This window comes from Chelativorans xinjiangensis (assembly GCF_009812055.1).
GTDB lineage: Bacteria > Pseudomonadota > Alphaproteobacteria > Rhizobiales > Rhizobiaceae > Chelativorans > Chelativorans xinjiangense.
The window spans coordinates 244,020-265,796 of sequence record NZ_WQNH01000002.1 but is presented as its reverse complement, the minus strand read 5'-3'; the positions used below and the strand labels follow the sequence as shown (position 1 = coordinate 265,796).

The window sequence follows — 21,777 nt, the reverse complement described above, 5'->3', positions numbered from 1 at the left end:
TGTGCAGCTTGATGGCGCGCCGGCCGTTCTGCGTCTCCAGCCAGCCCCGGCTCAGCGACGACATCTGCACTCTGGTGGCATCGAGGATACGCACCGCATCCTTGAGGTGCCGGCGCGTGCGGCGGCTGGCCTGCGCCGCCATATGGGCGAACAGCTCGCCATAAAGCGCGGCCGGCCGCCGGGCATTGGCATCGGCCAGGGTGGAGCGCGCCACGCAGCCCATGCCCAGGTGGTAGAGACGGGCGGACTGGCTCATCAGCCCCGCCTCGATGTCGCGTAGGCTCGCCGCCCCCGCCAATTGCCCGAACAGGAGCGCCAGGAACTGGCTCTTGGTGTCGAGCCGGCGCACCCTGTGGTCGGCTCGGTGCTTGTCCACAAGCCGCTCGAACACCGCCCACGGAATATGCTTCTGAAGCCCGTGAAAAACGCTATTGTGGTGCCGCATGACATTGACCTTCTGCTCGTGTCTCAAACGCCGCGAAACGTCTGAAACAGAGTAGAATCAATGTCATGCGCCGTGTCCAGAAAATTTAACCGGACACCAGTGGGTCAAGCCCGAGGATGACGAAGTGGGGATGTCTGCGCCAATCGCCAACGTCGGAGATTTGCGGGAACGCCCCTGCCATCGTCATCCGTGGCCCTCGGGTTAAACCCGAGGATGACCCGAGGATCCATGCCCGAACATCGACGCGCCACCAGCGGTCAAACATAAGGCCGTCGATATTCGTCGCAATTGTGGACGGAAAAGTCGGGTTCTATTTTCCCGGAATCCTCCAGAGATGCCTCTTGCAAAAGATATATCGTTTGCTAGATATAGCGCATGTTAGGCATAACTTAGGAGAAATCTCATGCACGGTATGCATGGATACAGACACCGTCGATGCCGGGACGCCTGGGCTCTTGCGGCATCGCGCGGCCATCATGGCGGGTTCAAGGGCGGCAGGGGCGGTCCGTTCGGCCGCCATCGCGGCGGACCGTTCGGCGGAGGCGGCAGGCGGGTGTTCGATTCGGGCGCCTTGCGCCTTGTCGTCCTTGGCCTGATCGCGGAAGAGCCGCGCCATGGCTACGACATCATCAAGGCGCTGGAAGCCCGCTTCCAGGGCGCCTACAGCCCGAGCCCCGGGGCGATCTATCCGATGCTTCAGATGCTGGAGGAGGCCGACCTCGTTTCTTCCAAGACGGAGGGAAACAAGCGCCTCTTCACGATCACGAAGCAGGGCCGCGCCTTTCTCAAGGAGCACAACGATGAGCTCGAGCGCATCAATGCGCAGCTCGACGAGGTCTCGGCCGACATGCAGGGCATTGCGCTCGGCGAAGCCTTCAGGTCGCTGCGCCACACGCTCTTCGGTAAGGTGCGCAGCGGCGAGATGAGCACCGAGCAGGCGAAGAAGGCGCTTGAGATATTGAAGAAGGCGCGCGACGAGCTGAACGATCTGTAATGCCGGCGGCCTTATGTTGACCGCTGGTGGTGCGGCGATGTTCCGTGAGCCCGCCGCTTAGCTCCGCGCCCGCCGCCGTTCCCGCCGGCCGGCGGGGGCGCTTCCCGCGCCGCTCTGGGCGGCGCCCTTGTTGCGCATCGGGCCGACGCGCGCCTCGATGTCGGCGATGGTGGGGCGGGCGGCAGCCTTCTTGTGCTCGTCGAGCGCCTTGCGCATGGCGGCCAGGTGCTGGAAAGAGGTGCCGCAGCAACCGCCGACGATCTTGGCGCCGCCGTCGACCGCCAGCCGCACATAGTCGGCCATCAGCTCCGGTGTGCCGGAATAATGGATATCCGTGCCGCGGAATTCGGGAATGCCGCAATTGCCCTTGATCACGATGGTGCTGTCGGGCCGCGCCTCCGACATGTCGAGGAGGGCGGCGAGGATGTCGGGCGCGCCGACGCCGCAATTGGCGCCGACGGCGACCGGTTTCACCGGCAGCACCTCGGCCACACCGTGGATGTCCTTCGGGGCCAGACCCATCATGGTGCGTCCGGCGGTGTCGAAGGAGCCGGTATAGGTGTAGGGCAGGCCGGCGCGGATGGCGGCTTCCGCCGCGGCGCGGATCTCGTCCGGCGCCGACATGGTCTCGATCCAGGCGACCTCGGCGCCGCCCGCCTTCAGCCCTTCGATCTGCTCGGCAAAGGCCTCCACCGCCTCCTCGTAGGTGAGCGCGCCGAGCGGCACCAGAAGCTCGCCCGTGGGACCGACGGAACCGGCGATGATGACGCGTCGCCCGGCCTTTGCGGCCACCCGGCAGGCGATCTCGGCCGCTCGCCTGTTCAATTCGAACACCCGGTCCTGGGCGTGGTGCAGCTTCAGCCGGTGGCGCGTGCCGCCGAAGGAATTGGTGAGGATGATGTCGGCGCCGGCATCGACGAAGCCCTGGTGCAGGGCCTCCACCTTCTCAGGTGCGGACTCGTTCCAAAGCTCCGGCGCTTCGCCCGATTCCAGCCCCATATCGAAGAGATTGGTGCCCGTCGCGCCGTCGGCGAGCAGTACGCCCTTTTCGGCAATCAGCGCATCGATAGGGTTTTGCATTGGGGGCGCCTTCTTCAACTGCGCTCAGCACGTTTGGGAAACTGGATAAGGATATAAAGAAGTCTTTATATGGGGTCAATGGAGGCTGAGCGGATGCGTGGAGAAAAGTTGCCGTCGCGCCCGCAAGCGGGGAGACATCATCCCGGCCTCAGGCATGCCGGTTCAGCATTGCAAGGCTCCCGTCAGTCCGGCTTCAGGCTTCGCACAAACGCCGCCGTCTCATGCGCGTTCACCTCGGCGATGCGGATGAGGCCGTCGAAGTGGCGCGTCAGCGTGGTGATGGTCTGGCGGGCGTTCAGGACCAGGTACATGCCGCCCATGTAGATCGCGGCGCGATAGGGCCCGAAGATCGTGTAGGGGGCGGAGAAGCGCTCGCGCCAGTCGAAGAGGAATAGGCGGAAGGTCGGGTAGAGATCGTCGATCAGGGTCGCCATATGCGCGAGCTGCGCGGCGCGCACGTCCCGCGGCAGGCCGTGCCATCGGCCGAGGCCGCTGGCGAACAGCTCCAGCGTCTGGCGCGGCATGCACACCTCCATGTCGGTCTCCGGCCGCCGGTTGTAGTCCACCCGGTACTGCGCCTCGTCGCGCTGGGCCTCACGGCTGGCCTTAGCGGCATCGGCCTCGAAATAGATCACATCCTCGCTTCTGAGGAGATCGGGGATGCCCGACGGCACGTAGCGGATCTTGGTGCCCACCGCCTCGGCGTGCCATTTGGCCAGCAGCGTGCTGTCGAAGCCGCCCTCGGCTTGCGCGATCTCCATGTTCTCGCGCAATTCACCGGTAATCCCCTCGTCCTGGCTGAGGCCCAGAAGCCAGTCGAGCGACACCTGGTGCCGGGCGGAGATATTCATCAGCGTCTCGGCGCGCGGCAGGCGCGTGGAACTGCCGGCGAGAAGCTGCGACAGTGCCGAGCGGTCGATGCCGACGGCGGCGGCGAAGGCGGATTGGTTGAGGCCCGAGCGCGACATGAGCACCTTCAGCCGCTCGCGGAACGTCCCGGACAGGTCGCGCTTGTCGATGATCTTTTCCATTGGGCTCCCTGCCGGATTCGATGGCGGAAACCGGTAAATCTTCCGCATTTGTTCACTTAAGTCAACAATTGGGGTAGATGCTTCCGATAAGCATCGCTTTATGCGCATTCTCGCGTTGCGGCTTTCCGTCCCTCCTGACATCTATTTGTCAGGAATCGGACGCGGTGCCGGGCATGGGGTTTGGCACCGCAGACCAGGACAGCAATGAAACCTAAGACCAAGAGCCGGCGCGGCCGTCCGGCGATTGAATGGCCGACTATTGCCTTGATTCTGCTTTGCTACGCCGCCTGGGGAGCGGCCGGCATATTCTTGTGGCCCGACTGGCCGCTGGCAGCGCTTGCCGCGTTTGCGGTCACGATCGCCCTGCAATCCTCGCTCATGCACGAGTGCCTGCACGGCCACCCGACGCGCAACTCAGCTGTCAACGAGGCGCTGGTGGGCCTGCCCGTCGGCCTCGTCTATCCCTATCGCCGCTTCAAGGCATTGCACCTGCGCCACCACGCCCACGAGCGGCTCACCGACCCGTTCGAGGATCCGGAGAGCTACTATCACGCATTGTGGCGGTACGAGGAGCTGCCGGAGGCCATCAAGTTCATCCTCAAGATCAACAACACGATGATCGGCCGCTTCGTCCTCGGCCCGCTCATCATGAACGCCGCCTTCTTCGCCTCGGACGCGAAGCTGATCGCGGCGGGCGACCGGGGCGTCAGGACAGCCTGGGCGCTGCACGCCGTGGGCCTGGCCATCGTCCTGCCGATCGTGTCTCAAGGCTTCGGCATGCCGTTATGGCTCTACGTCCTGGTGCCGGCGTGGCTCGGCCAGTCGCTCATCTCCGTGCGCACCTTCGCCGAGCACCAGTGGTCGGAGCGGCCGGACGGGCGCACCATCATCGTCGAGCGCTCGCCGCTGGCGCTCCTCTTCCTCAACAACAACCTGCATCTCGTGCACCACAAGCTGCCCTCCGTGCCGTGGTACCGGCTGCCCGCGCTCTACCGGGAAAAGCGCGCCGAGTGGCTGGCAATGAACGGCGGCTACGCCTATCCGAACTATCTTGCGCTCCTGAAGGATTTCGCCTTCCGCGCCAAGGAGCCGGTGCCGCACCCGGTCCTGCAGCGCGAGCCGCATGCACCGCGGGCCTTCCGCCCGCGCGCCCGCAGCCATTCGCTGACGGAGGCGGGCACCGTGCCCGTGCCGGCAAGGCCGGCGAAGGAATAGGCGCCGGCCTTGCCTTCTCCTGCCTTGCCTTATCCGGCGCAGGAGGCCGATAAGGCATCATGAGCAGTCTCGTTGCCGCCCTGCCGATGTACGACTGGCCCGAGACGCGGGCTGAGACGGATGCCGAATGGGCGCGGCTTTGCGATGCCCTGCGGACGGCGGGGATCGCTGCACCTCTCCGGCTCGCCCGCCGCAACGCCGACTTGCCGGCGGTCACGGGCGGCATACGGGACGCCGAGGGCCGGCGGATCGCGCCGGACCCGGCGAGGCTGCCCCCGGAAGAGCTCGATCTTGCAACATTGTGGCGGCACCCGCGGCTCCTCCTGGCGCAAACCTGCTGGGGACCGATGGAGGCCGGGCTTGAAGCCCATGTGCAGGTGGTCGGCCAGCCGGATTATTCGGCCTTTGAGGGCGGGGAAGGGGCGCTCTATTCGAGCGCCATCCTGATGCGGCGCGGCGACGCGCCGGCCATCGCCGCCCCCGCCGGCGGACGCACCTTCATCCCGCTCGAGACGCTGCGCGGCAAGCGCTTTGCCTATAACGAGCCCAACTCCATGTCCGGTTTCATCGCCCTGCGGCGCGATCTGGAGGCGATGGGCGAGGGCTTTTCCCTGTTTGCGGAGAGAATTGCGACAGGTTCGCACGGCGCTGCCGCGCTGGCCGTGGCCGAGGGCAGGGCGGATGCCTGCGCCGTCGACTGCCGGACCTTTACGCTCATCCGGCGCTTCAGGCCCGCATCCGCCGGCCTTGTGGTCGCCGGCTGGACGGCGCGGCGGAAGGGCCTGCCGTTCATTACGAGCAGAGCGACCGCACGGGAGCATCTGGCGATCCTCCGACGCGCGCTCGGGCTCCGCACCCCCGCTTGATTTACAATTACGATTTACCGCTGCACCCCTTCGCGCCCCCCTCTGTCCTGCCGGACATCTCCCCCACGAGGGGGGAGATTGGCTGTCATCATTGCTTTCGCCAATCTTCAACGCTGCAGAAGAGGCGAGACATCAATGAAGAGATGGTCTCCCCCCATGTGGGGGAGATGTCCGGCAGGACAGAGGGGGGCGCGAAGGGGTGCCGACCATCCTGATTTCCAAATTTACAACTGTCTTAAGGGGCAGCGGCTACCCCCGCATCCGCTCCCCTTCCGGATCGAACGGCGGCAGAAGATTGATGCGCGCCGGGCGGCGCTGGCCGAGGATCTCGATTTCGAACAGGCCCTCGCTCTCGTCTTCCGCCAGTTCCGCCGGCAGATAGCCCTGAGCCATGGATTTTTCCACGAAGTGCGCGTAGCCGCCGGAGGTCACCCAGCCGACGACGCGCCACTCGCCGTCTTCGATGCCGCGGATGTGCGCCGGATCCTCGCGGCTCGCGCCGGCACCCTCGCTTCTTTGCACAGCCTCGCCGCCGGCCGCAAAGCGCGGCGCCCCGAAGCCGTGCGGCTTCTCCACGGTGCCAAAATCCTTCTCGCCAACCTTGGCCCAGATCGGCTCGTCGCCCATCACGTCGGCATCGAGCGCCTCGAGGATGAAGGAGACACGGCGCAGCCTCGGCCCCTCCGCCTTCTCTCTTGCCGCCGCCTCACGGCCGATGAAGTCATTCTTCTCCAGCTTGACGAAGCGCTCCATCGCCCCCTCGAAGGGGCCGTAGATGGGGCGCAGTTCGCGGAACCAGGTGGGAAAGTTCTTCTCCAGCCGCATGGACAGAAGCGCCCGCATGCCGAAATCGACGATGCCGAACTCGGCGCCCGCTTGCCTGATGCCTTCATAAACACGCCGCTGATAGGCCGGCGGCATCCAGATCTCGTAACCGAGGTCGCCCGTATAGGTGAGGCGGTTGACCATTGAGGGCGCGCCCGCCACAGCCATCTCGCGGAAATCCATGAAACGGAAGGCTCCCTTGGAGACATCCGTGTCGGCAAGCTTCTCCAGCACCTCCCGCGATTTCGGCCCGGCAATGGACAGCCCCACCAGCGTCTGGTCGAAGCGGTGGATCCTCACCGAGCCATCCCTCGGCAGGTGCTTCTCGAACCAGCGCATATGGTAGACCTGCGCGGCCGACGAGCCCCAGATCATGAAGCGCTCCTCGCCGGCCCGGGCGATGGTGAAATCGCCGATCAGCTTGCCGAACTCGTTGAGCATCGGCGACAGCACGATGCGGCCCGCCTTCGGCATGCGGTTGGTCATCAGCCGGTCGAGGAAGGCGGCAGCGCCCGGCCCCGAAACCTCGTATTTGGCGAAATTGGCGATCTCGGTGACGCCGACGCCGTTCCTCACCGCGCGCACCTCATTGCCGACATGCTCGAAGTCGTTGGAGCGGTGGAAGGAGACGATGTCCTTCGCCTCCGCGCCTTTCGGCGCGAACCAGAGCGGTGTTTCCAGGCCCCAGCTGTCGCCCATCACGGCGTTGTTGTCGCGCACCATGATGTCGTAGAGCGGCGTCGTCTGCGCCGGCCGCGCGGCCGGCAGTTCCTCGTTGGGGAAGCGGATGGAAAAGCGCCGCGAATAGTTCTCGCGCACCTTGGCGTTAGTGTAGCGCAATGTCGCCCACTCGCCGAAGCGGGCGACATCCATGCCCCACACGTCGAAGCCCGGATCGCCGTTCACCATCCAGTTGGAGAGCGCCAGCCCCACGCCGCCGCCCTGGGAGAAACCGGCCATGACGGCGCAGGCACACCAGAAATTCGTCAGTCCCTGCACGGGCCCGACCAGCGGGTTGCCGTCCGGCGCGAAGGTGAAGGGGCCGTTGATGACCTGCTTGATGCCGGCGTTCTCAAGTGCCGGGAAGTGGCGGAAACCGACCTCCAGCGAGGGAGCGATGCGGTCGATGTCGGGCTGAAGCAGTTCGTGGCCGAAGTCCCACGGCGTCTCTAGCTCCGACCAGGGCTTTGCGGCCTTCTCGTAGGTGCCGAGCAGGATGCCGTTGCGCTCCTGCCGCGTGTAGATCTCGCCCTTGAAGTCGATGATGCCGACCATCTCGCGCCCCGTGGCGCGGTTGAACTCTTCAACCTCCGGCATCGGCTCGGTCAACAGATACATGTGCTCCATGGCGAGCAGCGGCAGTTCCAGCCCCACCATGCGCCCCACCTCGCGCGCCCATAAGCCCCCGCAATTGACCACGTGCTCGGCCTTCACCGTGCCTTTCTCGGTCACCACATTCCAGGTGCCGTCCGCTTCCTGCGTCAGCTCCACCACCCGGTTCCTCAATTCGATCTCCGCCCCCAGCTTGCGCGCGGCGCGAGCATAGGCGTGGGTGGTGCCGGAGGGGTCGAGATGGCCCTCCACCGGGTCCCACATGGCGCCGACGAAGTTGGTCTCGTCCATGAGCGGGAACATGGCCTTGGCTTCCGACGGCGTGATCAGCTCCGTCTCCATGCCGAGATACCGCCCCTTGGCGTGCGCCAGGCGCAGGAAATCCATACGCTCCGGGCTGTCGGCCATCATCACGCCGCCCGTCAGGTGCAGCCCGCAGGACTGGCCGGACAATTCCTCGATCTCCTTGTATAGCTGGACGGTGTAAGCCTGCAGCTTCGCCACGTTCGGATCGCCGTTCAGCGTATGGAAACCGCCGGCCGCATGCCAGGACGAGCCGGATGTCAGCTCCGAGCGCTCGATCAGAAGCACATCCGCCCAGCCGGCGCGCGCCAGATGATAAAGCACCGAGCAGCCCACCACACCGCCGCCGATGACAACTGCTTTTGCATGGGATTTCATTTGGTTATGTCCGTATATGCGAGAGGTGATTCAAGAGCTTGAAAGGACGACGCCCCTTCACGCCCCCCTCTGTCCTGCCGGACATCTCCCCCGCATCGGGGGAGATCAGTCGGTCATTTCGGCTGTCGCCAACCGGCAACGCTGGAAAGTGAGGCGCTGGTATCTCTGCCAGCCAATCTCCCCCCTTGCGGGGGAGATGTCCGGCAGGACAGAGGGGGGCAACGTAGAGCGCTTCGTTTTCCATGGGTTCTGCTAAAAATCCGTCGGCGCCCCGCCCTCGCGGATGCGGCGCTCCACGAACGCGTCCAGTTCCTCGCGGATCGCCTCGTCCATCGGCGGCGCCTCGTATGTCGCCAGCCGCTCTTTCCAGAGCCGGTTCGCATGCTCGATGGCCGTCGGGCTGCCGGCCTGCGCCCAGGTCTCGTAGTTGCGCCAGTCGGAGATGATCGGTGAGTAGAAGGCGGTCTTGTAGCGTGCCTGGGTGTGCGGGGAGCCGAAGAAATGGCCGCCCGGGCCCACCTCGCGGATGGCCTCCACGCCAAGCGCGTCCTCCGACAGGTCGAGCGGTGTCAGGAACTCCGCGACCATCTGCAGGAGGTCGAAGTCGAGCATCATCTTTTCGTAGGAGCAGCATAGCCCGCCCTCGAGCCAGCCGGCGGCGTGCTTGACGAGGTTGGCGCCGCCGTGGATGCAGCCCCACAGCGAAAAGACGCTCTCATAGGCCGCCTGCGCGTCGACCGTGTTGGCCGCGCAGACATTGGAGCTGCGGTAGGGGATGCCGTAACGGCGGGCGAGCTGCCCGCCGATGAGCTGCGCCTTCATGGATTCGGGCGTGCCGAAGGCCGGCGCGCCGGAGCGCATGTCGACATTGGAGGTGAAGCCGCCATAGCCGACCGGCGCGCCCTTCCGCACCATCTGCGCAAAGGCGAGGGCGGCGAGCGCCTCCGCGTTCTGCTGCACCAGGGCCCCCGCGACGGTGATGGGCGCCATGGCGCCCGCCAGCGTGAACGGCGTGACGATGACCACCTGGCCGTGGGTCGCCATCTGGATGACGCCCTCCAGCATCGGGATGTCGAGCTTCAGCGGCGAGTTGGTGTTGATGACGGTGAAGCAGGAGGGCTCGTCGCGAAACTGCTCGGCACTGACGCCGCGGGCGATGCGGGCGATCTCGATGCCGTCCTGGTTGCGCTCCTTGCCCAGCGAATAGATGTGAAAGGTCTTGTCGGTCAGCGTGGTGATGTCGCGCAGGCACTCCAGATGCCTGATGCCGGCGTGGATATCGATCGGCTCCACCGGGTAGCCACCTAGGCCGTGGACGATGTTGTGCATCTGGGCGAGCTTCACGAAATTGCGGAAGTCGGCCTGGTTGCCCGGCCGCCGACCCCTATCCGTGTCGGAGCAGTTGGGCGCGGACCCGATCTGCGCGAATATGATGTTGTTGCCGCCCATGCGCAGGTCGTGCGCCGGATTGCGCGCGTGGACGGTAAACTCGGACGGGCAATGGGCGATGAACTCCAGCACCATGTCGCTGTCGAAATGCACCCGGTGCGTATCCTCGCGCACATCCGCGCCATGGCGGCGCATGATGGCGCGCGCCTCGTCGTGCAGCACCTCGACGCCGATTTCCTTCAGCACCCTGAGCGAGGCGAGGTGGATCGATTCCAGCTCGTCCTCGGACAGGAGACCCGTCGGCGGGAAGGGAACGGTCAGCTGCCGGAAGGGAGGCTGGTCGAAGGCGTCGGCCATGCTATCCCGCTTTCCCGCACGGCCGCCACGCCGCGTGCGGCCGGCCTCCGGTTGTGCCTCGGCGGCTGCGTCCGGGATGGTCATGGGATGCCTCGCTTCGCGTTGCGCTGACCGGCATCATGACCTGTCGCGCGAAGCGCCGACAAAGAAACGGCGACCGAAAGCGCAAGAGAAGCGACATAAAGGTGACGTATTCCGACAAGACGCGGGTGCTGCCACAGGCAGCAAAAAACCGCGCCCTCCGACTGGAGAAACGCGGTTCTGTGTAACTCGACAGGCGCCTTCACGGGTACAGTTACGCTTGTGAAGGCGGTCCGCTCCGGTACGCGAGACCTTTTCCGGAGCTGGGGCGGTGCCTGTGATGTCCGCCTGCTTTTGTTCTAAGCCGACATCGTTACCGGGAGGTTAGCAAGTGCTTGCGCAATCCTTAATCTCGACATTTTTCTGACGCGGGTTCGTTCAACCCGCCTTTCCGCGCAGGAAGTTTATGATGCCGGAAAAATCCTTGCCGCCGTTGCCCATGGCCTCGAACAGGGCATAAAGCTGTGCCGCCTCCGCGCCCAGCGGCGTCGCCGCGCCCGAGGCTTGGGCGGCTTCCTGGGCAAGGCGCAGATCCTTCAGCATCAGGCTTGCCGCAAAGCCCGGCTGGTAGTCGCGGTTGGCGGGCGAGGCTGGCACTGGGCCCGGCACCGGGCAGTAAGTGGTGAGCGACCAGCATTGGCCGGACGCGGTGGAGGCCACGTCGAACAGCGCCTGGTGCGACAGCCCCAGCTTCTCCGCCAGGACGAAGGCCTCGCCGACGCCGATCATCGAGATGCCGAGGATCATGTTGTTGCAGATCTTCGCCGCCTGTCCGGCGCCCGCCTCGCCGCAATGGACGATGCGGCCGGCCATCGGCTGAAGGAAAGGCTCGGCCTTGGCGAAGGCGGCCTTGCTGCCGCCGGCCATGAAGGTAAGCGTGCCGGCCTCCGCACCGCCGACACCGCCGGAGACCGGCGCGTCGATGGACAAGAGGCCGTGCTCGGCGGTGATGACATGCGCCTTGCGCGCCGACTCCACATCGATGGTCGAAGAATCGATGAACAGCATCCCCTTCGCCGCCTTCGGCGCAATGTCCCCATAGACCGACAGCACATGCCGCCCGGCCGGCAGCATCGTGATGGCGACCTCCGCCCCTTCCAGCGTATCAACCGCACTCGCCGCCACGTCGACGCCGTTCCCGGCGGCCTTCTCCAGGTTCTCCGCCACAAGGTCGAAGCCGCGCACCTTGTGCCCGGCCTTGACGAGGTTCGCAGCCATGGGGTTGCCCATGTTGCCGAGACCGATGAATGCGATGGTGGTCATGTCGATGCTCCTCCGCGAGTGGGGAATAGTGAAGTAGTGAAGTAGTGATAGTGAATAGTGAGTAGTGAGTAGTGAGTAGTGAGTAGTGATTGGAATTTTTGGAATTGTTGTTGCGAATCAAAAATCCATTCTATTCACTATTCACTGTTCACTCTCCCCACCAGATGCCGCGCAATGATCACGCGCATGATCTCATTCGTGCCTTCCAGGATCTGGTGCACGCGCAGGTCCCGCACCAGCTTTTCCAGCCCGTAGTCGTGCAGGTAGCCGTAGCCGCCGTGAAGCTGCAGGGCGTCGTTGGCGACGTCGAAGCAGGTATCGGTGACGAAGCGCTTGGCCATGGCCGACCACTTCGAGGCGTCGGGCGCCCTGGCATCCAGCTTGGCGGCGGCGGTGTAGAGCAGCACGCGCGCGGCGGAAAGGTTCGTCTCCATGTCCGCCAGCTTGAACTGCAGCGCCTGGAAGCGGTTGATGGTCTTGCCGAAGGCCTCGCGCTCGGCCGTATAGGCCTGCGCCTTCTCGTGCGCGGCCTGGGCGCCGCCCAGCGAGCAGGCGGCGATGTTGAGCCTGCCGCCGTCGAGCCCGGCCATGGCGATGCTAAAACCCTCGCCCTCGTTCGCCAGAAGGTTTTCCGCCGGCACCTTGCAGTCCTCGAAGACCACCTGCCGCGTGGGCTGCATGTGCCAGCCCATCTTCTTCTCCAAAGGTCCGAAGGAAAGGCCCGGCGCGTCAGCCGGCACGACAAGGGCGGATACGCCCTTCGGCCCGTCCTCGCCGGTGCGCACCATGGTGACGTAGAGCTCGGTCTCGCCGGCGCCGGAGATGAACTGCTTGGCGCCGTTCAGCACGTAGTCGCCGCCCGATTTCACCGCTTTCGTCCTGAGGGCCGCGGCATCCGAGCCGGAGCCGGGCTCCGTCAGGCAATAGCTCGCCAGCCATTCCATCGAGGTGAGCTTCGGCAGAAGGCGCTTGCGCTGCGCCTCATCGCCGAAGGTATCGATCATCCAGGCGGCCATGTTGTGGATGGAGATGAAGGAGGAGAAGCCGGGGCAGGCGGCCGCCAGCGCCTCGAAGATCAGCACCGCGTCGAGCCGCCCGAGGCCGGAGCCGCCGACATCCTCCGCGCAATAGATGCCGCCGAAGCCGAGCGGCCCCGTCTGGCGGATGACGTTCAGGGGGAAATGCCGCTCACGGTCCCAGTCGAGCGCGAAAGGCGCCACGTGGTCGGCGGCAAAGCTCCGCGTCATCTCGCGGATGGCGCGCTGGTCGGCGTTGAGCGTGAACTGCCCGCTGCCGCCGTCGGCGATGGCCTCCATCGTGTCCTCCCGGCCTTTCTTTTCTTTCGGTGAAGTTTAGTGCATTGGAGGGCGCGCGCAACGGGAGGATGGCCCATGGCCCACGCCATCATGCTGCAGGGAACCGGTTCCGACGTCGGCAAGACGGTGCTCGTCGCCGGCCTGTGCCGGGCGGCGCGCAAGCGCGGCCTGAAGGTGCGCCCCTTCAAGCCGCAGAACATGTCCAACAACGCCGCCGTCGCCGCCATTCCCGGCGAGGCGGGCGAGGGCGAGATCGGCCGCGCGCAATGGCTGCAGGCGCTCGCCTGCGGCGTGCCGCCCACCGTGCACATGAACCCGGTGCTCCTGAAGCCGCAGAGCGACATCGGCTCGCAAATCGTCGTGCAGGGCAGGGTGGCCGGCGCGGCGGCCGCGCGCGACTATCAGGCGCTCAAGGGCCGGCTGATGGAGGCGGTGATGGCATCCTGGGCGCAGGTGGGCGAGGGCGCCGATCTCGTCATCGTCGAGGGTGCCGGCTCACCGGCGGAGATCAACCTGCGCGACCGCGACATCGCCAATATGGGCTTTGCGACCCGCGCGAACGTGCCGGTGGTGCTGGTCGGAGACATCGACCGCGGCGGCGTGATCGCCGCCATAGCCGGCACGCATCTCATCCTGGCGGAAGAGGACCGGCGCATGGTGGCCGGCTACATCATCAACAAGTTCCGCGGCGACGTCTCGCTCTTCGACGACGGCATCGCGGCGATCGACCGCTTCACCGGCTGGCGTTCCTTCGGCACGGTGCCGTGGCTTTCCGAGGCGGCAAGGCTGCCGTCGGAGGATTCGGTGGTGCTGGAGCGGCTTGCCGGCGGCAGCGCGCGGCCGCTCAAGGTCGCCGTGCCCATGCTGCCGCGCATCGCCAATTTCGACGATCTCGACCCGCTGCGCGCCGAGCCGCAGGTGGAGGTGGTCTTCGTGCCGCCGGGAAGCCGGCTGCCGGCCGATGCGGCGCTTGTCGTCATCCCCGGCTCCAAATCGACGATCGGCGATCTCGCCGCGTTCCGGCAAAACGGCTGGGACAGCGATCTTGCCGCCCACCGCCGGCGCGGCGGCCGCATCGTCGGCCTGTGCGGCGGCTACCAGATGCTGGGCAGGCGGGTGAGCGACCCGCACGGGCTGGAGGGCGGCGCGGGAGCGGTCGAGGGCCTCGGCCATCTCGACGTGGAGACCGTCATGGAGCCGGAGAAATCCGTCCGCAACGTGCGCGCCCGCTCGCTTCATCACGATGTGCCGCTCACCGGCTACGAAATCCATCTCGGCCGCACGCAAGGCGCCGACTGCCTGCGCCCGGTCGCCGAGATCGACGGCCGCGCCGACGGCGCAACCTCCCCCGACGGCAAGGTCTTCGGCACCTATCTGCACGGGCTCTTCGGCTCCGACCCCTTCCGCGCAAGCTTCCTCGAGGCGTTCGGGATCGTCGGTGGCGGCGCCGACTACCGCGCCGGGGTGGAGGCGGCGCTCGACGCGATCGCCGATCACCTGGAAACCCATCTCGACTGCGACGCGCTCTTTGCCATCGCCCGGTCGGGCGGCCTGCGTTCCCAAACCGCATGAACGGGCAGTGCGCCGGGCGGCGTCAAACATTTGGCAATATTGCTCTGCAAGGGAAAGAAGGGACTTTCGCTCGCAAGGGCCTCTGTCGGCGAGGCGGGCTCGCCTGCCGCCTTGCACGGACTGGGGATGCCGAATAATGGCCGTGGATATGCCGACCAAGACCGAAGGCCCCGTCGGGCCCCGCCCGGCATCTCCGACGGAGCTTGCCGGAGACGTCCTGCTATTGCTGCGCCTGGTGCTGAACGACGGCGAGATGACGCCGTCCGCGCGCGAGGCCCTGCAGCGCGTGGCCGAACGCGCCTTCGGCATCGACGCGCCGACGTTCGAGGCATTCCTGCCGGTACTCCAGCCCTTTGGCGCGAAGGGTACGGCGCGGGCCGGCGCGGTGCTCCGCGCGCGGCCGAAGGAAGAGCGCGTGCTTCTCGCCCGCATGCTGCTTGCCGCCGCACTCAAGGGCGACACGCTGACCCTGCACGAAGAGCGCCTGCGCGCGCGGGCGGCGGAGATCCTCGGCCTGGACGAAGGGGACGTGCGGTAGCACCACAGTTGCGATTTGGGCGCCCTTCGCGCCCCCCTCTGGCCTGCCGGCCATCTCCCCCACGAGGGGGAGATTGCGGCTGCCGCTTGCTTGGGCACCTCTTCTGCGACGTGAAAAATTGGCGAAACCATACGTGACAGCTGATCTCCCCCCGTGTGGGGGAGATGGCCGGCAGGCCAGAGGGGGGCGCGAAGGGGCTCGGCTTTTCAAGCAACCGTAACGCCAGGCCCTTTTCCTCACCCGCCCGAAACCCGCGCCAACCGCATTCTCAGCGCCCGATCGAGGTCAGGCGCGGCGGCGACGAGCGCCTTGGCCGTTTCCGTCTCCGGCCGGTCGAACACCGTATTTGTGTCGCCTTCTTCCACGATCTTTCCCTCATGCATCACCATCACCCGGTCGGTGATGGCGCGGGCGACCGTCAGGTCGTGGGTGATGACGAGATAGGCCACCTTGAGCCGCCGGTTGAGGTCGGCGAAGAGATCGAGGATCTGCGCGCGGATCGACACGTCGAGGGCGGAGACCGGTTCGTCGGCGACGATCAGCTTCGGCCTGGTGATGACGGCGCGGGCAATCGAGATGCGCTGACGCTGGCCGCCAGAGAACTCGTGCGGATATTTTTCCATGTCGGCAGCCGAAAGCCCCACCTCTTCCAGCGCCTCGGCCACGAGTTCGCGCCGGCGCGCTCGATCCGGCTTCTCGTCCAGCAAATGCAGCGGCTCGGCCACCAGGCGCTCCACCTTGTGACGCGGGTTGAAGGAGCCGTACGGATCCTGGAAGACCACCTGCATGTGGCGGCGGGCCGGACGCAGCTCTCCCTCGCTCTTGTTCTCCAGCCTCTCGCCCTCGAAGCGTATGGAGCCTCCGGTCGGCCGGTCGAGCGCCAGGATCATGCGGGCGAGGGTGGACTTGCCGCAACCCGACCGGCCGACCAGCGCCATGGACTGACCCCGCGCCAGCGAGAAGGAGACGTCGTCGACGGCGCGGAAGGAATGCTGCGTTGAAAAGAGCGACGCACGGCGGATGGGATAGTCGCGCGTCACGCCCTCCACGTTCAGAAGCGTCTCCCCCGGGCCGCTGTCGGCCGGCTTCGCGCGTTCCGGCACGTGGGTGGAGGCTTCGGCGAGCCGGCGCGTATAGGGATGCACCTTTTCGGTCAGCGTGCGCGCCGTCTCGCCGGCTTCCATCACCTGGCCGTGGCGCATGATGGTGGTGCGGTCGGCCATCTCAGTCACCACCGCCAGGTCGTGCGAGATGAGAAGCAGGCTCATGCGGTTTTCATCGACCAGGTCGCGCAGAAGGTCGAGGATCTGCGCCTGCAGCACCACGTCGAGCGCCGTCGTCGGCTCGTCGGCGATCAGGAGCTTCGGCTTCAGCGCGCAGGCGATGGCGATGACCACGCGCTGGCGCTGCCCGCCCGACAGTTCGTGCGGATAGCGCGTCAGGGGAAACTGCTTCTCCGGCAGCCCGACGCGTTCCAGCATGGCGCGGGCGCGCGCTTCGGCGTCCGGGCGGTTGGCGCCGGTGTGCCAGCGAATCCCCTCGGCCACCTGCTCGCCGATCGTCTTGACGGGGTTGAGCGCCGTCATGGGCTCCTGGAAGACCATGCCGATGTCGTCGCCGCGCAGCCGGCACATGGCGGCTTCCGGGGCCGCGACGATGTCGATGCCGTCGAAGACGACACGTCCCTTGGCGCGGGCGGCATGCGGCAGGAGCTTCATCACCGTCAGCGCGGTCATCGATTTTCCGGAGCCCGATTCTCCCACCAGCCCCATCACCTCGCCGGCGGAGATGGAAAGGTCGATATCCTTGAGGATCGGCGCCTCGCCGATCGTCAGCGACAGGTTCTCGATCTCCAGCAGGCTCATCGCTCGCGCCTCAGCCTCGGGTCGAGCACGTCGCGCAGGCCGTCGCCCAGAAGGTTCAAGCCCAGCACGGTGACGACGATGGCAAGCCCCGGGAAGAGCGCCAGATGCGGGGCAACTGCCATGCGCGTCTGCGCCTCGAACAGCATGCGCCCCCACGAGGGCATGGGCGGCTGTGCGCCGAGGCCGAGATAGGAAAGCCCGGCCTCGGCCAGGATGCCGAGGGCGAACTGGATGGTGCCCTGCACGAGCAGCAAGCTGACGATGTTGGGCAGGATGTGCTCGATGGTGATCAGCGCCTTGCCTTTACCGGAGGCGCGGGCGGCCAGGATGAACTCGCGCGGCCACAGCGAAAGCGCGCCGGCGCGGGCGATGCGGGCGAAGACGGGCACATTGAAGATGCCGATGGCGATGATGGCGTTGACGGCGCCGGGGCCGAAGATGGCGGTGATCATCACCGCCGTTAAAAGGGCGGGAAAGGCGAAGACCACGTCGTTGACGCGCATCAGCGCCTCGTCCGCCCATCCGCCGCGCGCCGCCGCCCACGTGCCGAGCGGCACGCCAAGCCCCATGCCGATGCCGACCGCGACGATGGCGACGGCGATGGAGTTGCGCGCCCCGATCATGATCATCGACAGGATGTCGCGGCCCATATGGTCGGTGCCGAAGGGGTGGGCGGGGGACAGGCCCTGCATGCGGGCGGCGACCTGCAATCGGGTGATGTCGTGAGGCGTCCAGAAGAAGGAGACGAGCGCCATGAGCGCGATCACACCGGTGACGACAAGGCCGATGAGGAAGGAGCGGTTGGCGAGCGCCTTCATCAGCACATGGCGCTCGGGCGCCGGGGTGAAGACGGGATCGAGGCTCATCGGCCGGTCCTCAGGCGCGGGTCGGCGACGGCGTAGCAGATGTCGACGAGGAGGTTGACAACGATGATGCTGGCGACCAGCAGCATCACCACGCCTTCGACGACGATCAGGTCGCGCTGGCTGATGGCCTGGAAGATGAGCCTTCCCAGGCCCGGCAGGTAGAACACGTTCTCGATGATGATGGTGCCGGCCAGCAGGAAGGCGAATTGCAGGCCGAGGATGGTCAGCACCGGGATCAGCGCGTTGCGCAGCGCGTGCCGCCACAGGACGGCGCGTCGCGGCAGGCCCTTGGCGCGGGCGGTGCGGATATAGTCTTCGCCCAGCACTTCCAGCATGGCCGAGCGGGTGACGCGGGCAAGGATGGCCGCCTGCGGCAGGGCGAGTGAGACGGCCGGCAGGAGCAGCGCCTTGAACCCCTGCCAAAGCCCACCCCAGCCCTCGCCCCAGCCGGGAAAGCCGCCCGCCGGCAGCAGGCGGAAGCCGACGGCAAAGACGTAGACGAGCAGCATCGCAAACCAGAAATTGGGGATGGCGACGCCCACCTGCGCAGCACCCATGGCGAGCGTGTCGGAGAGCCGCCCGCGGCGGGCGGCGGCGAAGATGCCGACGGGGATGGCGATGGCCGTCGACAGCGTCAGCGCCATCACGGCGAGCGGCAGGGAGACCGCCACGCGCTCGGCGACAAGCTCGACGACAGGCGAGGAATAGGTGTAGGAGCGGCCGAAATCGCCCGTCGCCATGCCGGTGAGCCAGTCGAGGTAACGCAGGACCACCGGGCGGTCGAGACCCATCTGGCTGCGTAAGGCATCAAGCGCCTCCGGGCTCGCGTTCATGCCGAGCATGATGCGCGCCGGATCGCCGGGGAGGATCTCCAGGACGGAGAAGACGACGAGGGAGGCGACGAAGAGGGTGGCGAGGCCGACGGCGAGGCGCTTTGCGAGGTAGGCGGTCATGGGCGGTGGTCCCAAAGCAGCAGGCTATGTCCGCGCCCCTTCGCGCCCCCCTCTGTCCTGCCGGACATCTCCCCCGCAAGGGGGGAGATTGGCCTTGATTGCCGGATGCGCATAGCCTCCAACGTCGACGATTGGCGAAATCGCGGGTGCAAGCCGATCTCCCCCCTTGCGGGGGAGATGTCCGGCAGGACAGAGGGGGGCGACGTAGGGCGCAAGCTTTTACCGACTTCCCTCAAAGAGGAATCACTCCACCCACCGCACCTTCGTCAGGTCGTTCGCCTGGATGGGCGTGTTCTCCCACATGCCTTCCAGCTTGGCATCCCACACCCCCGTCTTCGGCAGCTGGAAGAGGAAGCCGTTCACCGCGTCCTCGGCGAGGATGCGCTGGGCCGTTCCAAAGAGCTCCTTGCGCTTGGCCGGGTCGGAGGTCGCGCCGAGTTCTTCCATCACCGCATCGAAGGCGGGGTTGTCGTAGTTGAAGTAGTATCCCTCGCGGGCATAGATGTTGATGTCGTTGGGCTCGGTATGGGAGACGATGGTCAGGTCGTAGTCCTTGTTGGTGAAGACCTGCTCCAGCCACTGCGCCCATTCCACGGGGATGATCTCCAGCTCGATGCCGATCTCGCGGAGCTGCGAGGCGACGATCTCGCCGCCCTGGCGCGCATAAGGCGGCGGCGGCAGCTTCAAGGTGGCGGAGAAGCCGTCCGGATAGCCGGCCTCGGCGAGCAGCGCCTTCGCCTTCTCCACGTCGTGGGGATAGGTGTCGGTCAGGTCGATATTGGCCGCGTTGGCGGGCGAGAAATGGGAGCCGATAGGCACGCCGTTGCCGGCCGATGCGCCGAGGATGATCTCGTCGCGGTCAAGCGCGTGGGCGATGGCCTGGCGCACCATGAGATTGTCGAACGGCGCCTTGCCGTTGTTGGTGGCCAGTATCGTCTCGCCCTCGGTGGCGCCGATCACCACCTCGAAGCGCGGATCGGCCTCGATCTGCGGCAGGGCATCGCCCGCCTGCAGGTTGGGGAAGGTGTGCACGTCGCCGGACAGGAGCGCGGGCACCGAGGCCGCGGCATCGGGAATGAAGCGGAACTCGGCCTTTTCCAGCGCCACCGGCTCACCCCAGTAGTCGGCGTATTTCGAGATGGTGACGGAGGAGCCCTTGGCCCAGTTGTCGAACTTGAAGGGGCCGGTGCCGATGGGTTTTTCCTTGTTGGCGTCGGCCGATTCGGGCGCCACGATCACGGCGTCGCCCCAGCCAAGGTTATAGGGAAGGGCGCCCTGCGGGTGCCTGAGCGTGATCTTGACGGTCGTGGGATCGAAGGCCTCGACGCTCTCGATGGCCGAGAAGAGCACCTTTTGCGCGTTCGTCGAATCCTCGGCCCTGGCGCGGTCGAGGGAGAATTTCACGTCCGCGGCCTCGAAGGTCGTGCCGTCATGGAAGGTCACACCCTCACGAAGCTTGAAGGTGTAGGTCAGTCCGTCATCGGAAACCTCCCAGCTTTCGGCAAGCGCCGGCTCGACCTCGCCGCTGGGGCCGATGCGGGTGAGGCCCTCGAAGACGTTGGCATAGACGATCTCGTCGATGGCCGCGGCCGCACCCGCGGTGGGGTCGAGATGCGGCGGTTCAAGCACGACGCCGACAACGAGGTCCGTACGCGCGCTCAAGGCGGCTGAGCCGGACGCAAGGAGAACCGCCGCCGCACCGAGCATCGTTGCAAAAGTCTTCATGCCGTATCTCCCATTTTTTTCGGCGCGATTGAAGCGCGAATCCGGTGGTGAGTAAATCGCCCTTACGCCACACCGCGCAGCAGCGTATCGAGGCCGGCGGCCATCACCTTGGCCGATTCGACCATATCCTCGATGCCCACCCATTCGTCCGGGCGGTGCGCCAGGTCGAGGATGCCGGGGCCGTAGGCCACGCAGTCGTGCAGGTGGCCGAAGCGGGCAACATGTTTCTGGTCGTAGGTTCCGGGCGAGATCACGTATTCCGGCTCCTTGCCGAAAACCTCGCGAATGGCCCCGGCGAGCGCGTTGGGCACCGGTGCGTCGCGCTCCGTCATCAGGGGCAGCACCTCCATCAGGTCGCGGATGGAATAGTCGAAGCGCGGCCGCTCGCGCTTCAGCCGCTCCAGTATCGCCACCACCTCGCCCTTCACCTGGCCGATGTCCTCCTCGATGAGGAAGCGGCGGTCGATGACGAGGCGGCAGGAATCGGCGACGTTGGGCGACGGCAGGCCGGGGAAGAAATCCTCCGTCTGCCCGCCATGGATGGAGTTGATGTTCATCGTCGAGCGGCGCGCCCCCTCCGGCACCACCGGCATGTGCGTCTCCTTGGCCGCGAGGGCCGGAAACAATTCCTCCTCGAACGCGCTGAGCACCGCACCCATGTGGCGGATCGCCGAATCGCCGAGGAAAGGCATGGAGCCATGGGCAATGGAGCCGGCAGTTTCGATCTCCGCCCACCACACGCCGCGATGGCCGAGGCAGATGCGATCCTTGTTGAGCGGCTCGGGAATGATGACGTGGTCGACGCGGGGTTTTGAGAAGAAACCTTGCTTGGCCAGATGCGCCACGCCGCCATAGCCGCCCGATTCCTCGTCCGCCGTGCCGGAAATCTCGATGGCGCCGGGAAAATCCGGGTTCACGGCGAGAAACGCTTCCACCGCGATGACGGAGGCGGCGAGCCCGCCCTTCATGTCGCAGGCGCCGCGGCCGAACACCTTGCCCTCGCGCACCACGCCGGCGAAGGGATCGACCGTCCAGCCCTCGCCGGCCTCGACGACGTCTATATGCGAGTTGAAGTGGACGGTGGGGCCGGGGCCCCGGCCTTCGCGGCGGGCCACCACGTTGGTGCGCGGATAGCGGTCGCTGTCGCCAGGTGCGCCTTCGCCGCGGATGAGCCGGGTGTCGAAGCCGCGCGCGGAAAGCCGCCGGCCGATATACTCCGCGCAAGGCGTGTAGGCCTCGCCCGGCGGATTGACGGTGGGAAAGCGGATCAGGTCGACGGTAAGCGCGACGAGGTCTTCGACACGCTCGTCGACAGCGCGGAACAATCTTTCATTCATTGCGGCATAGAGACGGGAATCGGCCAGCTTGGCAAGACGGCAGGCA

General features: G+C 66.3%; 17 protein-coding genes. 5 read left to right on the top strand and 12 right to left on the bottom strand.

Features of this window, described 5'->3' with window-relative positions:
• On the bottom strand, positions 1–445 hold a 445-nt coding region (locus tag GM910_RS27720; protein ID WP_159586029.1), incomplete at its 3' end, for a DUF4372 domain-containing protein.
• 403 nt (positions 446–848) lie between these two features.
• On the opposite strand from GM910_RS27720, the gene GM910_RS03060 reads away from it, so the two are divergent.
• Entirely contained in the window at positions 849–1,439 is a 591-nt protein-coding gene (locus GM910_RS03060) for a PadR family transcriptional regulator (protein ID WP_246225830.1), read from the top strand.
• Between the two features lie 57 nt (positions 1,440–1,496).
• Here GM910_RS03060 and bmt read toward each other — a convergent pair whose 3' ends face one another.
• Entirely contained in the window at positions 1,497–2,519 is a 1,023-nt protein-coding gene (gene bmt / locus GM910_RS03055) for a betaine--homocysteine S-methyltransferase (RefSeq protein ID WP_159586028.1), read from the bottom strand.
• A gap of 182 nt (positions 2,520–2,701) precedes the next feature.
• Positions 2,702–3,550, bottom strand: coding sequence for a helix-turn-helix domain-containing protein (locus GM910_RS03050; protein ID WP_159586027.1), 849 nt, complete (start codon positions 3,548–3,550; stop codon positions 2,702–2,704).
• A 204-nt stretch (positions 3,551–3,754) separates the two neighbouring features.
• Here GM910_RS03050 and GM910_RS03045 point away from each other — a divergent pair, with 204 nt between their 5' ends.
• On the top strand, positions 3,755–4,765 hold the full coding sequence (locus GM910_RS03045) for a fatty acid desaturase (protein ID WP_159586026.1): 1,011 nt from the start codon (positions 3,755–3,757) through the stop codon (positions 4,763–4,765).
• 59 nt (positions 4,766–4,824) lie between these two features.
• A complete protein-coding gene (locus GM910_RS03040; RefSeq protein ID WP_159586025.1) occupies positions 4,825–5,631 on the top strand; it encodes a phosphate/phosphite/phosphonate ABC transporter substrate-binding protein in 807 nt (268 codons plus the stop codon).
• Between the two features lie 249 nt (positions 5,632–5,880).
• On the opposite strand, the gene GM910_RS03035 is transcribed toward GM910_RS03040, so the two are convergent.
• From GM910_RS03035 to GM910_RS03020, 4 genes are all read right to left on the bottom strand, one after another.
• Entirely contained in the window at positions 5,881–8,469 is a 2,589-nt protein-coding gene (locus tag GM910_RS03035) for a GcvT family protein (protein WP_159586024.1), read from the bottom strand.
• A 252-nt stretch (positions 8,470–8,721) separates the two neighbouring features.
• Entirely contained in the window at positions 8,722–10,299 is a 1,578-nt protein-coding gene (locus GM910_RS03030) for a trimethylamine methyltransferase family protein (protein WP_159586023.1), read from the bottom strand.
• A 375-nt stretch (positions 10,300–10,674) separates the two neighbouring features.
• Positions 10,675–11,559, bottom strand: a complete 885-nt coding sequence (gene mmsB, locus GM910_RS03025; protein WP_159586022.1) for a 3-hydroxyisobutyrate dehydrogenase — start codon at positions 11,557–11,559, stop codon at positions 10,675–10,677.
• A 137-nt stretch (positions 11,560–11,696) separates the two neighbouring features.
• Positions 11,697–12,875 (bottom strand): isobutyryl-CoA dehydrogenase, encoded by a 1,179-nt coding sequence (locus tag GM910_RS03020; protein ID WP_159586021.1) that lies wholly within the window; start codon positions 12,873–12,875, stop codon positions 11,697–11,699.
• Between the two features lie 75 nt (positions 12,876–12,950).
• Between GM910_RS03020 and GM910_RS03015 the strand changes: the two genes are divergently transcribed.
• Both GM910_RS03015 and GM910_RS03010 read left to right on the top strand, forming a co-directional pair.
• Positions 12,951–14,447 carry a cobyric acid synthase gene (locus GM910_RS03015; RefSeq protein WP_159586020.1) on the top strand — a complete coding sequence of 499 codons (1,497 nt, stop codon included), beginning with the start codon at positions 12,951–12,953 and terminating at the stop codon, positions 14,445–14,447.
• A 136-nt stretch (positions 14,448–14,583) separates the two neighbouring features.
• Positions 14,584–14,985, top strand: coding sequence for a hypothetical protein (locus GM910_RS03010; RefSeq protein ID WP_159586019.1), 402 nt, complete (start codon positions 14,584–14,586; stop codon positions 14,983–14,985).
• A gap of 236 nt (positions 14,986–15,221) precedes the next feature.
• Here GM910_RS03010 and GM910_RS03005 read toward each other — a convergent pair whose 3' ends face one another.
• The 5 genes from GM910_RS03005 to GM910_RS02985 form a co-directional block, all read right to left on the bottom strand.
• A complete protein-coding gene (locus tag GM910_RS03005; RefSeq protein WP_159586018.1) occupies positions 15,222–16,850 on the bottom strand; it encodes an ABC transporter ATP-binding protein in 1,629 nt (542 codons plus the stop codon).
• The gene (locus tag GM910_RS03000) at positions 16,847–17,716 is read right to left on the bottom strand and encodes an ABC transporter permease (RefSeq protein ID WP_159586017.1); all 870 of its coding nucleotides are present in this window, start codon (positions 17,714–17,716) and stop codon (positions 16,847–16,849) included. Before GM910_RS03000 ends, GM910_RS03005 begins: the two co-directional genes overlap by 4 nt.
• Positions 17,713–18,669 carry an ABC transporter permease gene (locus GM910_RS02995; RefSeq protein WP_159586016.1) on the bottom strand — a complete coding sequence of 319 codons (957 nt, stop codon included), beginning with the start codon at positions 18,667–18,669 and terminating at the stop codon, positions 17,713–17,715. Before GM910_RS02995 ends, GM910_RS03000 begins: the two co-directional genes overlap by 4 nt.
• 243 nt (positions 18,670–18,912) lie before the next feature.
• Positions 18,913–20,394 carry an ABC transporter substrate-binding protein gene (locus GM910_RS02990; RefSeq protein ID WP_159586015.1) on the bottom strand — a complete coding sequence of 494 codons (1,482 nt, stop codon included), beginning with the start codon at positions 20,392–20,394 and terminating at the stop codon, positions 18,913–18,915.
• A gap of 62 nt (positions 20,395–20,456) precedes the next feature.
• The gene (locus tag GM910_RS02985) at positions 20,457–21,731 is read right to left on the bottom strand and encodes an acetylornithine deacetylase/succinyl-diaminopimelate desuccinylase family protein (protein ID WP_159586014.1); all 1,275 of its coding nucleotides are present in this window, start codon (positions 21,729–21,731) and stop codon (positions 20,457–20,459) included.
• Between the last annotated feature and the right edge of the window lie 46 nt (positions 21,732–21,777).